Here is a 14,190-nt window from a genome sequence, read left to right as displayed (position 1 = left end):
CCCGCCGGGCCGCCGCAACGACGGTTATTCCGCCCAGCGGTTCCTGCCCAACCGCTTGGCGTCATACAGGGCCGCGTCGGCGCGCTCCAGTGCGCGCTCCCAACTGCCGTCGGCCCCGCCTGTGTCCGGGCCGGGCTCATTCGGGAAACTCGCCACGCCCAGGGAGGCCGTGCAACTCAGCAGCGCACCGCCGGGCAGACGGATCGGCGCTTCCCGCAGGCTGCCGAGCAGCCGCTCGGCAATGATGGGGGCCTCTTCCCGACGGGCATGCCGGGCCACGATCAGGAATTCCTCCCCGCCCCAGCGCACCAGCAGATCCTCGCCCCGGGTGGCCTCGCGCAGGCGCGCCGCCACTTCCACCAGCACGGCGTCACCCACCGCATGCCCATAACCGTCGTTGATCTGCTTGAAGTGGTCCACGTCCAGCAGGAAGAACAAGAGATCGCGTCCAGGGCCGGGCGCATCGGCCGGGCTGGACTCGTGCTCCGCCACAGCGGCCGGGCGTGCATGGGCCCGCAGGGTCTCCGCCACGGCCTTGTCGATCACCTGGGTGAGGAAGCGGCGATTTCGCAGCCCCGTCAGCGGATCGGTCAGGCTCAGTTCCTGAATGCGTTCATTGGCCTTCTGCAGCTCGTGATGGCGCTCGATCAGTTCGCGCTGTGCGGCTTCCAGGGCCGCCACGGCGCGGCTCAGTTCCCGGTTGGTGGCCTGCAGCTCCCGCGCGCGAGCGGCCTCCTTGCGGGCCAGTTCACGGTTGTGCTGGGCTTCTGCCAGCACGGTCTCGCTGCGATGGCGGGCCTCCATGGCCATGCCCTGCCGCTCGGTGGCGCGCCGTTTGTCCGCAGCCAGCGCCTCCAGCGCGCCGCGCAGGGCCACGATGGACTCCGACTCCCGACCCCGCGACTGCAGCCGGTCCGCCAGCTCCAGCAACAGTTCATGGCGCTGTGCGCCTTCCAGTTGATCGTTGGAAATGCGCAGGGCCCGTTGCAGCAGGGTGATCGGTTCGTCCTCCGCCACATCCGGCACCCCCGCCTCCACCTGGGCCTGTGCCACCCGGGACAGGCAGATGAGCGTACGCAGGGCCTGGTCCGGATCCAGATGGGGCTGATGCAGCGCCTTGTCCAGCAAGGAGCGGGCCTGTGGCAGATCACCGCGCGCATGGGCGACGCGAGCAAGGCCGAACAACGCGTAGGCGCGGTCCTCCACCAGCTCCACATGGCGGCCATGCAGGTTGACCAGCACAAAGCCCCGCTCGGCCGCGTCCACATCCCCGCATTCCAGCTGGGCATCGGCGAGCGCCAGTTGCGCATTCAGGAAATGGGTGGTGCGGGGCACGCGGGACAGCACCGACACGGCTTGCTGCGCGTACACGCGGGCTTCGTCGGCGCGGTTCTGGCGCACCAGCACCTCGGAGAACACTGACAGCGTGCAGCCCAGCGGATGCGGCCAGGCGCAGTGACGGGCAATGTCCAGTCGATAGCGCAGGCGCGCCGCAGCGGCGTCCAGGTCCCCCAGTTCCATCAAGAGCGAGGCGACGTTGGCGTTGTCCAGTAGCGCTCGCCGCATCTGTCCGCATTCTTCGGAGGCCTGGATGGACAGCAACGCATGGGCCAGCGCGGCATCACAAGCGCCCTTGGCCCATTCGGTGATGAAGAGAAAGAACTGGGCCAGTGCTCGCAGTGCCGGGACGGGGGTGTCCTCATGGGCCCGCACCGAAGAGCCCCAGGCCACTGCCGCCGCGATCGCATCTTCAAAGGCGGCAAAGCAGGCCAGCGCCATTTCGGCGGTCTGCATCCGTTCCGCATCCTCCGCCTCCTGAGCCAGGGTGGCGGCACTGCGCATGAACTGGTTGCGCAGGCGGGAGTCGCCCAGGTCGTGCACGATGTTGGCGGCCACCCAGTCCGCATCCGACTGCCCGGCCAGGTGGCGGAGCGTCTGGAAGCCGTCCCGTGCTTCATCGGCCAGGCTGAGCGCGGATTCATGCTCGCCACGCAGGTTGTAGGCATCGGCCAGTGCCAGTTGCAGCCGGGCACGCGCATGGCGGAGCAAGGGCGTGTCGCCTTGGGCGATGGACGGGTCGCCGAGCAGCTGTTCAGCAATTCGGGCGGTGTGCTGGCTGTCGTACTGGCGCAGGAACCAGGCGGCCAGCACGCGGGGAACAAGCTCGCTGCTGTCGACCGTCCCCAGCGCACGGGCCAGGGCGTCGCGGTCAGCAAAGCGTGGGAGGTGGATCAGCAGCAGCGACCGGGCATCATCGAGATTCGGGGCTTCGCACTGGGTCAGTGGCAAGGGCAGCAGGCTCATGCCCCTTCTCCCCGTGGCGCTACGGAAAGCGCCGTGGGCACGGCAGCAACGGCCGCGCCAGGACCCCGCCTGCGCTGTTGAATCTTCGCGTCCACGCTCTCTCCCTCATCATCAGCGCCATGGAATGTTTTGATGGGCGCTGAAAACCTGTCTTGCGCAGGCCGGCGGCAACCATAACAAAATGTATTTACCGCAGGTATGGCGATCCACCCCATGACCGCCCATCTGTGCGATTAAACGGCCAGTGGGGCGACTATCGCCATTGGTGCCGATCCGTATGTGAGATTTGCCACACGTGGCATGGGCATGGCTGGCCGCTGCGGCGCCTGCCGGGCCGGGCCTTGGCGTGTGGTGAGGTTACGAATAGATACGTCGATGTCGGTGGCTCAACAGGGGCCAGCCATTCCCGCAACTCGCTGGCCATGGCCACCTGGCGGGCCTCCCGCTGCACCGCCTCATCCCGGTCCAGCGTCTCATGGCGATTGTTTGGGGTGGTGCCAACCCTTCGCCGCAATGGCCTTGGCTTCGGCCACCTTCTTGCCATGGGTGGAGCTGCGCCTGCCCCAGCGCAGAGTTGGGGTAGCGATTGAACGGGAAATGACACAGGGGCAGGGCGGTGGACACGCTGCCTTGGCAGGGATGAATGGTGCGTCCGTATTCGGAGGGCCATGGGCCTGCCCGTGCCCATCGGCGTGCGTGCAGGGAGGCCCGGCGCGGTGCAGTCCGCACTGCGTCGGCGCAATGCATGCGGCGGCGCACCGCGTTTGTGCTTATCGCGTGTAAACCCTTTCCCTCATTCATGGGGGATGGGCATGCCCCACTTCGGGCTTCCCCGCAACCGTCTTGTCATGAAGCCCGCATACGCTCCGGCCGCTTCACCGGCGCTTTGCCATTCACACACATTCATTGCAGTGGAATTCGTTTTGTAGAAACGTCGAGCCGGAAACGTTTGCGCAAATGAATTCACTGCAAATTCGTCAAGGGTAGGAGATTCAGATGGTGTTTAAACCCGCATGGCTGGCACTGGCCGCCTTCATTGCCACCGGCGTCCAGGCGCAGACCACGGTGGCCGAATGGGACTTCAACGGCGCCTTTGATGCGGCCAATGGCGGCTACCCAGGCACCACCAAACACGACCTGAGTCAGAACGGCGCCAGCATCGCCTTCCTGAGCGGCAGCACCACGCTGACGACACAGTTCGTCTCGTCCACCGGCAGCAGCGACGACATCACCAACGGCAAGGCGCTCAACACCGCCAACTATGCGGCGCAAGGCAAGCAGAGCGGGGTGTATGGGGTGCAGTTCGGCGTGGACACGACCGGCTACGACAACATCGTGTTCAGCTTCGACCAGCGCAATAGCGCCACCGCATCGGCCTGGACCGAATTGCTCTACACGGTGGATGGCGAAAGCTGGCTGGAGGCCACAACGTATCAGATGACCCGCCAGGGCAGCTTCGTGAACGGCATCAGCTTCGACTTCTCGTCGGTGCTGGGTGTGGCCAACAACGAAAGCTTTGCGGTGCGACTGGTCAGCATCTTTGCGCCCGGCACCAGCAGTTATGCCGGCACCACCAGCACCTACGGCACGGGCGGCACCATCCGCTACGACATGGTCCGATTCACCGGCACCGAAATCGTCGCCGACGTGCCCACACCCGCCGTGCCGGAGCCGGGCTCCTATGCGCTGATGCTGGCGGGCTTGGGGGCTGTGGGTCTGGTGGCACGTCGCCGTCGCCCGGAATAAGGAGATCAACATGGAATTCCTGCATCGTTTGTCCCAACACGCCGCACGCGCGGCCCAGGTCGGCGGCCTGAGCCTGCTGGCGCTCTCCCTGGTGGCCTGCGGCGGCGGCCGCAACGCTGAAACGACCGTGACCATTGCATCCGCCAGCGAAGAGCGCGCGTCTGCACTGTCGGCCGACGCCACCGCCAAATATCCGGATCACCACGAGTTCGATGCCGCACTGAATGTGCCGTTCACCGGCGCGGAAGGCACTGGCGCACGCAGCTTCACCGTGAGCCTGGACTATGTCGGCGCCCCATCGGGCACCTGGCTGGGCTGGCGCGTGGAACTGCGCAATCCGGCCGGCACGGTGGTCAAGACCTGGGCCGGTGTGGAGGCCTACACCGGCGATGTGCAGTCTCTCAAGCTGGACTGGTCCGGCCCGGGGGACACGTCCACCAGCGGCATCTACAGCGCCACCCTGGTGGCGGTGAGCGCGCCAGCCAGCACGGTGCTGAAGGCCGAGGGCGGCGAGGCCCGGTTCAATGAAATCCTCACCAGCATCGGGACCAGCGGCCACGGCCCGGTGACCCAGAGCTGGAACTTTGCGGTCGGCAAACCCGCCGCCGTCGCCATGGGCACGCTGCGCCCGCTGGCCGTGGGTGCCAACGGTGAAGCCAACCAGCGCGTGCGGGGTCTGGCCGCGTCGGTGAGCGCCGGCAACTGGCCTTACACCGTGTACTACGGCAGCTTCCACGGCCAGACCAACGACTCTGACGGCGGCGGCGCCATCGGCAGTTGCAGTTCGTCGCAGCCGGCGCAGACCGGCGCGTATGGTCCGGACGCCGCATTCCCGTACGCGAAGAACGTGGGCCTGGACTTCTTTGCCAACACCGACCACAACCACTACTTCGACGGCTCGTCCAGCACCAACACCGCCGGCAGCGCAACGGCGGCCAAGGCCCGCTATCAGCGTGGCCTGAGCATCGCGGCCGACTACACGTCGGCGAACCCGGGCTTCCTGGCGCTCTACGGCATGGAATGGGGCGTTATCAGCAATGGCGGCCACCTGAACATCTTCAACAGCAATGAGCTGTTCTCGTGGGAATACAACGCCAGCAATGAGCTGTTTGGTGACCGCTACATTGCCAAGAGCGATTACGCCACGCTTTATTCCGTGATGCGCGCCCAGGGCCTGATCGGCCAGTTCAACCATCCGGACGACACCGGCCAGTTCATCATCAACGGCACCGACATGGCCTACAGCGCCGATGGTGACGAAGTGATGGTGATGTCGGAGGTGATGAACACCTCGGCGTTCTCGTCCAACACCACCGAGACGGAAACGTCCCGCAGCTCCTACGAAACGGCCTGGAAGAAGCTGCTGGAGCGTGGCTTCCATGTGGCACCGGCCACCAACCAGGACAACCACTGCGCCAACTGGGGGGCCAGCTACACCAACCGGACGGCCGTATTGATCCCCACCGGCACGGCGCTGAGCAAGGCCAGCCTGGTGGAGGCCCTGAAGGCCCGCCGTGTGTTTGCCACCATGGACAAGTACTCGCAGCTGATCTTCAGCGCGAATGGCAAGATCATGGGCGAACGCTTTGACAACAGCGGATCGGTCAGCCTGAACGTGGGCTTCTACAACCCCAATGGCCGCACCGTCGTGTCCACCGAAATCTGGGAAGGTGTGCCGGGCCGCAATGGCACGGTGACGCAGCTGGCCAACACGGCCACGGCCACCATCACCCCGGCCACCGGCAAGCACTTCTACTACGCCAAGGTCACGCAGGACGATGGCAAGGTGCTGTGGTCCGCGCCGATCTGGGTCAACCAGGGCGTGCAGGGCGGCGACACCACCCCGCCGACGGTCAGCGCCACCGTCTCGGGCAGCTCCGGCACCATCACTTTCAACGCGTCCGCTGCGGACAACGTGGGTGTGAGCAAGGTGGAGTTCTGGCTGGATGGCGTGTTGAAGGACACGGTCACCGCGTCCCCCTACACCCTGGCCGTGAACTCGACGCTACTGGCCAATGGCAGCCACAACCTGGTGGCCAAGGCCTATGACGCCGCAGGCAACACCACCACCTCGGCGGCGGTGAGCTTCAACGTCAGCAATGCGGTCAATGCGGGTGACGAAGTGGAGCCCAACGGCACCATTGCGACGGCCAATGTGGTGGGCAGCCGCACGTCGATGTCCGGCTACATCAGCACGGCGTCGGACAAGGACTACTTCAAGCTCACCCTGGCGGCCAATCAGCGTCTGCGGGTGGACATGACCGGCCCCACCACGACGGGCGTGGACTACGACCTCTATGTGGTGAGCAGCACCGGCGCGGGTCTGGCCCGCTCGGAAGGCGGCACCAGTGCGGAGTCCCTGACCTATCAGAATGGCAGCGCCGCGCAGACGGTCTACATCAAGGTGCAGGCCTACGCGGGTTCCAGCGCCACGGTGCCCTACAAGCTGACGATCAGTTATCCCTGATCAATGGGCCTGCGCCGCTGCGGTGGTGGGTGGGGGCGCTTCCCATCCACCGCCCAGCGCCAGGAACAGCTGCACCTGCTCATCGATCAAGGTGGCCTCCGAGGCCGCCAGCGTCGCATCGCTGCCCGCCAGGGCCCGCTCGGCATCGAGCGCATCGAGATAACCCACCTTGCCGGCCTTGTACAGCCGCCGCGCCTGATCCGCCACCACGGCGGCGGCATCGCGGGAGCGTTGCAGGGCCGCGCGGCGGTCCAGTTCCCGGGCGTACTGGTTCAGGGCCGTCTCGGTTTCCCGCAGCGCATTCAGCACCACCCCATCAAAGCGCGCGGCACTTTGCCGGGTCGAGGCCTCGGCTTGTGCAATGCGAGCATCCGCCACGCCATTGTTGGGCAGGGACCAGGAAATCAATGGGCCCAGGCTGAAGCTGAGCGACTCCGAGCGCCCGAAGCGGGAGAAGGTGCTGGGCCCGGAGCCGGCGGACAGGCCCAGGCTGATCTTGGGATAACGGTCTGCGATGGCCATCCCAATATGTGCAGTGGCGGCATGCAGTTCGCGCTCAGCCTGACGAATGTCCGGACGGCGGCGCAGCAGGGCCGCGCCATCGCCCACCGGGATGGTGCCCGTGATGCGGGGCGGCTCATGGCATTGCGCCAACTCCTGCGGGAACTGCTCCGGCAGGTCGCCGGTCAGCGTGGCCAGCCGATAAAGTGCCGACTGCCGCTGCGCCAGCAGGGGAGGCAGGGCGGCCTGCAACTGCTCCAGTTGGCTGCGCGCCCGCGCGGCATCCATCTCACCGACCCGGCCGGCGTGCTGCAGCCGTTCGGTGAGATCCAGGGCCTGGCGCTGCAGCTCCACCGAATGCTGCGCGGTCTCCAGCCGCTGACCGGTGGCACAGGCCTCTGCATAGGCCCGTGTGGTACTGGCGGCCACATTCACCTTGACCAGATCCAGCGCGGCCACAGCGGCTTCGGTGCTGGCCTGGGAAGATTCCACCGCGCGGCGGATCTGTCCAAACAGGTCCAGCTGATAGGAGACGCCGACACTGCCGGAATAACGGAAGCTGTCTGGGGGCACGTAGTCCTTCTTGATCATCGACGTGCCGGACGGGTGGCCGTAGTAGGGCGCCGCATTCACGTTGATGCTGGGCTTCTCCGCGCCGGACACTTCCGTCTCCAGGGCCTGGACCTGTTCGAGATGGGCGGCCGCCTGAAGGAGATCGGTGTTGCGGGCCAGTGCCTTTTGCACCAGCGCATCCAGGCGGCTGTCGTTGAACAGGCGCCACCAATGCGGAGGTAGCGGCTCTGCTGCAAAGGGCGCAGGCCCGGGTTCGGCAGCGGCCCGTGTCTGCTCGCGGAAGGGCTCGGCGGCATGCGGGTTCTGGATGACGGCATTGGCCGGCACTTGATAGTTGGGGCCTTTGGGTGCGCTGGCGCAGGCGGCCAGCAGCGCGGCCAACGCCAGGACGGACGCACCCGTGGCGAGCCGGGCGAGGGCGGACGGGCGTTGCTTCATGACTTCTGCCCCGCCTGTGCCGTCGTGTGGACCGGCCCCGCCCTGGCGGTGTCCTTATCCGTAGCCGCTGTCCCCGCTGTAGCCGCTGTACCCCCTGTACCCGCTGTACCCCCTGTACCCCCTGTACCCCCTGTACCCCCTGTACCCCCTGTACCCCCTGTACCCCCTGTACCCCCTGTACCCCCTGTACCCGCTGTACCCGCTGTACCCGCTGTAGCGGGTGCCGTTGCCGTTGCCTTTGCCGAAGCATTCGCCGTTGCTGTGCGCGCACCAGACCCAGCCTGAGCGGGCATCACCTGCACCGTGACCGTTTGTCCCGCCACCAGGCGCTCACCGGCGGGCAGCGGGTCCAGCTTCACCCGCACCGGTACTCGCTGCGGCAGACGCACCCAGTTGAAGCTGGGGTTCACGCTGGGCAGCAGATTGGTGCTGGTGCTGCGGTCGCGGTCCGCAATGCCGGCGGCAAAGCTTTCCACATGCCCACTCAGCGGACGGGCTGCACCCATCGGCAGCACGTGCACCGGGTCGCCCACATGGATACGCGCCAGCTTGGTTTCCTCGAAGTAGCCCTCCACGTAGAGCGACTGCTCGTCCACCAGCGCCAGCACCGGATGTCCGGCCGACGCATAAGCGCCCTGGCGCAGGTCGAAATTGGTGATGGTGCCGGAGGAGGGGGCCCGCACCAGTGCCCGTTCCAGATTCAGCCGGGCCGCTTCCACCGCCACCTCGGCCTGCGCCACAGCCGCCCGTGCCTGTTCGGCGCGGCTGCGTGTCTGCTCGCGCACTTCCTGGGAGATCAGGTTGCCCAGGCCGGTATTGCGGTCGGACTCGCGACGGGCCTGCGCCAGCACCACCTTCTGTGCGGACAGCTGGGCCTGGGCCTGCCGCAGGGCCAGTTCATAACGGGCGCGGTCCACTTCGAACAGCAGCGTGCCGGCCGCCACGGTCTGGTTGTCGCCCACTGGCACGGCGGTGACCAGGCCGGAAACATCCGGCGCAATCTGCACGACGTTGGCGCGCACCCGGCCATCACGGGTCCAGGGCGAGAGTTCATAACGGTCCCACAGGCGCATCGCGGCCCAGGCAGCAGCCCCCACCACCAGGACGGTGACCACAAACGGCGCCAGGCGACGGGGACGAAGGAAGGAGGGCAGTGATGTCATGACGACCAATCATCCAGATCAATTCAAATTCGAGAAGAAATGCAGCACGGCAGGTGCGGCCCGCTGAGAGATGCCGCTCAGGGCCCACAGCAACAGCACGTACAGGGCCATATCGAACAGCGCCGGATGCCAGATCCAGCGATAGGCGCCACACAGCGCCAGCAGGCGGCGAACGCCCCACAGCATCAGCAGCGCAGCGAAGGCCAGCGGCATCAGCCAGGGCAGATAGAGCCCGAATACGTCTACAGCGCCGGTCATGCCGGGGCCTCCTCCAGAGGGTTGATGGCGGGACGATCGGCAGGCGGCGGCTCGACCATGAGGTGGGCAGCGGGAGCGTCCGGGAACAGATTGCGGCGAAGGCCCAGCAGGGCACTTGCCGAGGCCCGCGCCGACGACGGCCAGCGTGTGCCGGCCGGGCAGACCGCCAGCAGGCGGCGAAGCGCGTCATCGATGCACGTCAGCAGCGCCACAGGAGGCGCTTCAAACACCCCGGCGCTGCGCTGGGCCTGCCAATCCGCCAGCCCTGTCAGCAAGGGCTTGATGGCCAGCGATGGCCATTGGTCGCGCAGCGCCTGCAACAGGACGAGGTCGGCCCCCAGGCGCAGGTCCCGCAAGGCATCGTCGGTGGGCACACCTGGCACGGTGCCACCCGCCTGGGCGACACGAGGGGCCAGCAGGGCGATGCGGTCCAGCATGCGCAGCAGGTAGGCCTGGCTGCGGTTGACCGAGCGAGGCAAACGAGCCAGGTCTTCCAGCTCTCGCCAGGTGGCGCGCTGGATGCGGCGGGCGCTCCAGTCCGCCCCCACCGACCGCATCAATCGGGTCACGCGGGAGGCGACAAACACACCGGCCAGTTGGCCCAGCATGGAATTCAGGAACGCGGGCAGGTCCGCCTGGGACGTGTCATGCATTGCCAGCGTGCCGGCCACACCCAACACAAAGGGCAGTGCCGCGCCCATGGTGGCGGGCCGGGCGACAAAGCAGCCGGCCACCAGGAAGACGGGGGCGCACACCAGCACCAGCGTCCAGATGTCCTGCACCAGTGGCAGCAGCACCAGCACATACAAGGCGCTCACCGGCATCGACAACACGGTCCACTTCAGGAAGCCGTTGATGGCTGGTACCGGATCGTCCATGCCGGCGAAGAAGCAGCAGAAGATGGCCGCCATCATGGCGGCGGCGGAGCCCATCGGCCAGCCGGTCAGGATCCAGAAGGCACAGCAGACAAGGATGGCCACCACCGCCGCCGCGCCCGACAGCGCGGCCATGCCGAGGTCGATGTGCAGCCGCGGGCCGGAGAGCGCCGGGCGGGCGCGGCTGGGCATGGGGGCGCCACTGAGACCGTGGTCGATGTCGGCGCGCAGCTGCACGCATTCCAGCCAGCTGCTCAGCAGACGCTCCAGGCGTTCGGCCAGGGCGAGGCGGAGCAGGTGATTCCAGGGGCCCGTGGGGTTGGCGGCGCTGGCGGCGCTGGGGTGGCTGTCCTGCCCCAACGGGTCCTGCCCCAACAGGTCCAGCGCCGACTGCAGGTCCGGCCACCGGGTCTGTGCTTCGGCGGGCGACAGGGCGATCCAATCGGCCACCTGGGCCAGCAGCGTGGTGATGTCGGGAGAGAGACCGCCCTCCGCTTGCTCCAGGGCTTTCAGCCGGTCTTCCACGGCCGACAGTTGCGGCGTCAGTGCAGCCACTTGGTCTTGCATGTCGTGCACCGCATCGGCGGTCCAGCGCAGATGGCTTGTGTCAAAGGGGATGTGGGTGCTGAGCAGGCGCAACTGGGTGATGTCGCCCGCGACACGGCGGCGGTCCGCGCCACCATCACGCCGCGCGGTGAGATCGGATAGCCAGGCGCGGGTGTCGCCCAGGGTGCGGTCCAGCAGGCCCAGCACGCTGGCGGCCAGCCCGTTGGGCAGCACGAGGCTGTGCACCAGTGTTGCTGACAGAATGCCCAGTGCGATTTCTTCGACGCGAGCCACGCCGGAGTCGAACATATTCAGGGGGGTGTCTACTGACGGGAAACCGATCAGCGCGGCGGTATAGCCGGCCAGCATGAAAGCGTAGGCGCGCGGAGTGCGGTCACGCAGTGACAGGCACAGGCAGGTGCCGACCCACAGTGCCAGGGCCAGGCTCAGCAGTTCTGGCGCATTGGCAAATCGTGGCACCAGCAGCACGGCTGCGCTGCTCCCCACCAGTGTGCCGACAAAGCGGTACATTGCCTTGGACCGCACTGCGCCAGCCAGCGGATGCGCCACGATATAGGCGGTCATCATGGCCCAGAACGGGCGTGGCTGGCCGGCCCAGTTGGCCAGGAAGACGGCCAGCATGGCGGCGGCAAAGGCCTTGATGGAGAACAGCCACTCGGCCTGGCTGAAGCGGATGAGGGCGGGCAGGGCAGGTGGCTTCATGGACGTTGCGGCATCCGTTTGGCGGCACGCGGCGGCACGATGGGGGAGGGGCAACCCAGGCGTTGCTGAAGGGCGGTGAACACCCGCAGCGTGGCTTCGATATCGGCATCGGTCACGCCCGCGTAGACCTCATTGCGCAGGTCCCGCAGGATGGTCTCGATCTGCTCGCAGGCGGCGCTACCGGCGTCCGTGAGGTAGAGCGTTTTGGCGCGGCGGTCTTCCGGGTCTTCACGCCGTTCCACAAAACCTGCTTCGACCAACTGGTCCAGGGTCCGGGTCAGTGACGGCCCTTCGATGCCCACCAGGTCGGCCAACACTCCTTGGCGCAGGCCATCGCCCTGACGGCCGATCATCACCAGGGGCCAGGCCATGGCCTGGGAAACGCCGAGGCCGGCCATGGCCTGATTGGCGGTGGCCCGATAGGCCCGTTCCAGGATGGGCAGGCTGGCGCCCAACTGCAGCAAGGCCAGCTCCCGCGCATTGCGGGTCATCGGACGAGGGGACTTTGCGGTGCTCATGGCCCGCATTGTAGATAGTTAGCTTGCTAACTAAGTTGTGGGGATATTCCACTCAAAATCTCTGCCAACAAATGCATGAAAAGCGGAGTCGCTTCGGAGCGCGCAGCGCCGCCCAAGTGGTGCTCGTCGCGAGCGAGCGGGCCGCCCCAACCCAGAGCCCTCATTCACCGCTCCAGGTGGCATCTAGTCGCGCAGGACGCGCGCAGCGCCGTCCCAGCGGGGCTCTTGGTTTGCGAAGGGGGGCTGCCGCCGGGCCGCCCCAAGGCGCCCCAGCCCCGATCCAGAGCCCTCATTCACCGCTCCAGGTGGCATCTAGTCGCGCAGGACGCGCGCAGCGCCGTCCAAGCGGGGCTCTTGGTTTGCGAAGGGGGCCGCCGCCGGGCCGCCCCAAGGCGGCCCCAGCCCCGATCCAGAGCCCTCATTCACCGCTCCAGGTGGCATCTAGTCGCGCCGGACGCGCGCAGCGCCGTCCAAGCGGGGCTCTTGGTGAGCGAAGGGGGCTGCCGCCGGGCCGCCCCAAGGCGGCCCCAGCCCCCTCGGGGGGCGTGTTTGGCTGGCCTTAGGCCAGCCAAACCGGGGGCCTAATTATCTTTCATCTGCAACATCCGATTCGTCCGCAGCGCCACCAGGGTGACCACGGCGCCGGACAGCAGATACGCCGTCACCGCCCACAGGCCGAACTGGATGGACAGCCCCAGCGCCACCAGTGGGGCGAATGCCGCCCCAAACAGCCAGGCCAAGTCCGCCGTCAGCGCCGCGCCGGTATACCGGAAGCGCGGCAGGAAATTGGACGTCACCGCCCCCGCCGACTGGCCATAAGACAGCCCCAGCAGCACAAAGCCCACCAGAATGAAGATGTTCTGGCCCATGCTGCCGCTGTCCAGCAGCAGCGGCGTAAACAGGCTGAAGATCCCGATGGCCGTGGCCAGGGTCCCCAGCGTGCTGCGCCGGCCAATCCGGTCCGCGATCAGCCCCGAGATCGGCATGGCCGCCCCCGCCAGCAGCGCGCCGATGATCTGCACCGACAGGAACTGCCCGACGGAATTGTCCGAATGCAGGATCACCCAGGACAACGGGAACACCGTCACCAGGTGGAACAGCGCATAGCTGGCCAGGGCGGCAAACGCACCGATGAAGATGTTGTAGCCCTGCTCGCGGAACAGCTCAATCGTGTCGCAGGGGTCCAGCTCATGCTCTTCCAGGTTTTTCTCGTACTCATGCGTCATCACCAGCCGCAAGCGTGCGAACAGCGCCACCACGTTCAGGGCGAACGCCGCAAAGAACGGGAACCGCCAGCCCCAACTCAGGAAGTCAATGACATTCAGGCTGCCCCACAGATACGCAAACAGCGAAGCCGCGATCAGGAACCCCACCGGCGCGCCCAACTGCCCCAGCATGGCGTACCAGCCCCTGCGGCCTTCCGGCGCATTGATCGCCAGCAGCGAAGGCAGACCGTCCCAGGAGCCCCCCAAGGCCAGCCCCTGCCCAACGCGGCACAGCGCCAGCGCCAGGATGGCGGCCGGGCCCCAGGCGTTGTAGCCCGGCAAGACCGCGATGACGCAAGTGGATATACCCAACAGGAACAGGGCCACTGTCAGCTTCACGCCACGGCCGAAACGCCGCTGCAGCGACATCCCGATCAGGGTGCCGATGGGCCGCACCACAAAGGCCAGCGCCAGCAGCGCAAACGACCACAACGTGCCTTCCAACCGCTCCAGATGGGGGAAGAAGATGGCCGGAAACACCAGAACGGAGGCGATTCCGTAGACAAAAAAGTCGAAATACTCGGAGGCGCGGCCTATGACCACCCCCACCGCAATATCGCCTGGAGCCACCGCGTCCTGCTCGGCTTGTGTGGCGACCCCTGTCCCTCGCGGCAGGGGCTGCCCCACCGTAGAAAGTGTGTTGCTATTCATGAGTCTCCTACCTGGGACAAAATGTCCAATAGTTGGTTTGAGTCAATGAGGCAAAATCTGCGCCCGGCGTGCAACTGTCGACAAGTGTCGTTTACCCGTTAGTCGTAAACCCCTGTCGTTTTCTCCTGGTTCCTTCCTTGGCTCAGGCCCTGGCTGATCCAG

The 14,190-nt window shown here is 66.7% G+C and carries 8 protein-coding genes and 1 pseudogene; 2 read left to right on the top strand and 7 right to left on the bottom strand.

What is annotated here, in order from left to right:
- Nucleotides 1-24: 24 nt before the first annotated feature.
- On the bottom strand, nt 25-2,304 hold the full coding sequence (locus tag OU995_RS26680) for a GGDEF domain-containing protein (RefSeq protein ID WP_267833182.1): 2,280 nt from the start codon (nt 2,302-2,304) through the stop codon (nt 25-27).
- A gap of 996 nt (nt 2,305-3,300) precedes the next feature.
- On the opposite strand from OU995_RS26680, the gene OU995_RS26675 reads away from it, so the two are divergent.
- Both OU995_RS26675 and OU995_RS26670 read left to right on the top strand, forming a co-directional pair.
- Nucleotides 3,301-4,050: a PEP-CTERM sorting domain-containing protein gene (locus OU995_RS26675; RefSeq protein WP_267833181.1), complete on the top strand. Its 750-nt coding sequence runs from the start codon at nt 3,301-3,303 to the stop codon at nt 4,048-4,050.
- A 10-nt stretch (nt 4,051-4,060) separates the two neighbouring features.
- Nucleotides 4,061-6,517 (top strand): CehA/McbA family metallohydrolase, encoded by a 2,457-nt coding sequence (locus OU995_RS26670; protein WP_267833180.1) that lies wholly within the window; start codon nt 4,061-4,063, stop codon nt 6,515-6,517.
- On the opposite strand, the gene OU995_RS26665 is transcribed toward OU995_RS26670, so the two are convergent.
- The 6 genes and pseudogenes from OU995_RS26665 to OU995_RS26640 form a co-directional block, all read right to left on the bottom strand.
- Complete coding sequence (locus OU995_RS26665) at nt 6,518-8,029, bottom strand: efflux transporter outer membrane subunit (protein ID WP_267833179.1); 1,512 nt, start codon at nt 8,027-8,029, stop codon at nt 6,518-6,520. It lies immediately after the preceding gene.
- A 257-nt stretch (nt 8,030-8,286) separates the two neighbouring features.
- Nucleotides 8,287-9,192, bottom strand: a pseudogene (locus OU995_RS26660) (efflux RND transporter periplasmic adaptor subunit); the annotation flags it as partial.
- A gap of 18 nt (nt 9,193-9,210) precedes the next feature.
- On the bottom strand, nt 9,211-9,450 hold the full coding sequence (locus OU995_RS26655) for a DUF1656 domain-containing protein (RefSeq protein ID WP_267833178.1): 240 nt from the start codon (nt 9,448-9,450) through the stop codon (nt 9,211-9,213).
- Nucleotides 9,447-11,594 carry an FUSC family protein gene (locus OU995_RS26650; RefSeq protein ID WP_267833177.1) on the bottom strand — a complete coding sequence of 716 codons (2,148 nt, stop codon included), beginning with the start codon at nt 11,592-11,594 and terminating at the stop codon, nt 9,447-9,449. Before OU995_RS26650 ends, OU995_RS26655 begins: the two co-directional genes overlap by 4 nt.
- Nucleotides 11,591-12,112, bottom strand: a complete 522-nt coding sequence (locus OU995_RS26645) for a MarR family winged helix-turn-helix transcriptional regulator (RefSeq protein WP_267833176.1) — start codon at nt 12,110-12,112, stop codon at nt 11,591-11,593. The genes OU995_RS26650 and OU995_RS26645 overlap by 4 nt, the downstream gene beginning before the upstream one ends.
- A 581-nt stretch (nt 12,113-12,693) precedes the next feature.
- The gene (locus OU995_RS26640) at nt 12,694-14,028 is read right to left on the bottom strand and encodes an MFS transporter (protein ID WP_267833175.1); all 1,335 of its coding nucleotides are present in this window, start codon (nt 14,026-14,028) and stop codon (nt 12,694-12,696) included.
- Nucleotides 14,029-14,190: the final 162 nt, after the last annotated feature.

This window comes from Roseateles sp. SL47, assembly GCF_026625885.1.
GTDB lineage: Bacteria > Pseudomonadota > Gammaproteobacteria > Burkholderiales > Burkholderiaceae_C > Roseateles.
Note: the sequence above shows the minus strand (reverse complement) of the source record. Positions and strands in the feature narration are given on the sequence as shown.

Bases quoted from the DNA above. Each gene is read 5' to 3' on its own strand.
- OU995_RS26670 (WP_267833180.1), top strand. From the start codon at position 4,061: ATGGAATTCCTGCATCGTTTGTCCCAACACGCCGCACGCGCGGCCCAG.
- OU995_RS26680 (WP_267833182.1), bottom strand. From the start codon at position 2,304: ATGAGCCTGCTGCCCTTGCCACTGACCCAGTGCGAAGCCCCGAATCTC.
- OU995_RS26650 (WP_267833177.1), bottom strand. From the start codon at position 11,594: ATGAAGCCACCTGCCCTGCCCGCCCTCATCCGCTTCAGCCAGGCCGAG.
- OU995_RS26675 (WP_267833181.1), top strand. From the start codon at position 3,301: ATGGTGTTTAAACCCGCATGGCTGGCACTGGCCGCCTTCATTGCCACC.
- OU995_RS26640 (WP_267833175.1), bottom strand. From the start codon at position 14,028: ATGAATAGCAACACACTTTCTACGGTGGGGCAGCCCCTGCCGCGAGGG.
- OU995_RS26655 (WP_267833178.1), bottom strand. From the start codon at position 9,450: ATGACCGGCGCTGTAGACGTATTCGGGCTCTATCTGCCCTGGCTGATG.
- OU995_RS26645 (WP_267833176.1), bottom strand. From the start codon at position 12,112: ATGAGCACCGCAAAGTCCCCTCGTCCGATGACCCGCAATGCGCGGGAG.
- OU995_RS26665 (WP_267833179.1), bottom strand. From the start codon at position 8,029: ATGAAGCAACGCCCGTCCGCCCTCGCCCGGCTCGCCACGGGTGCGTCC.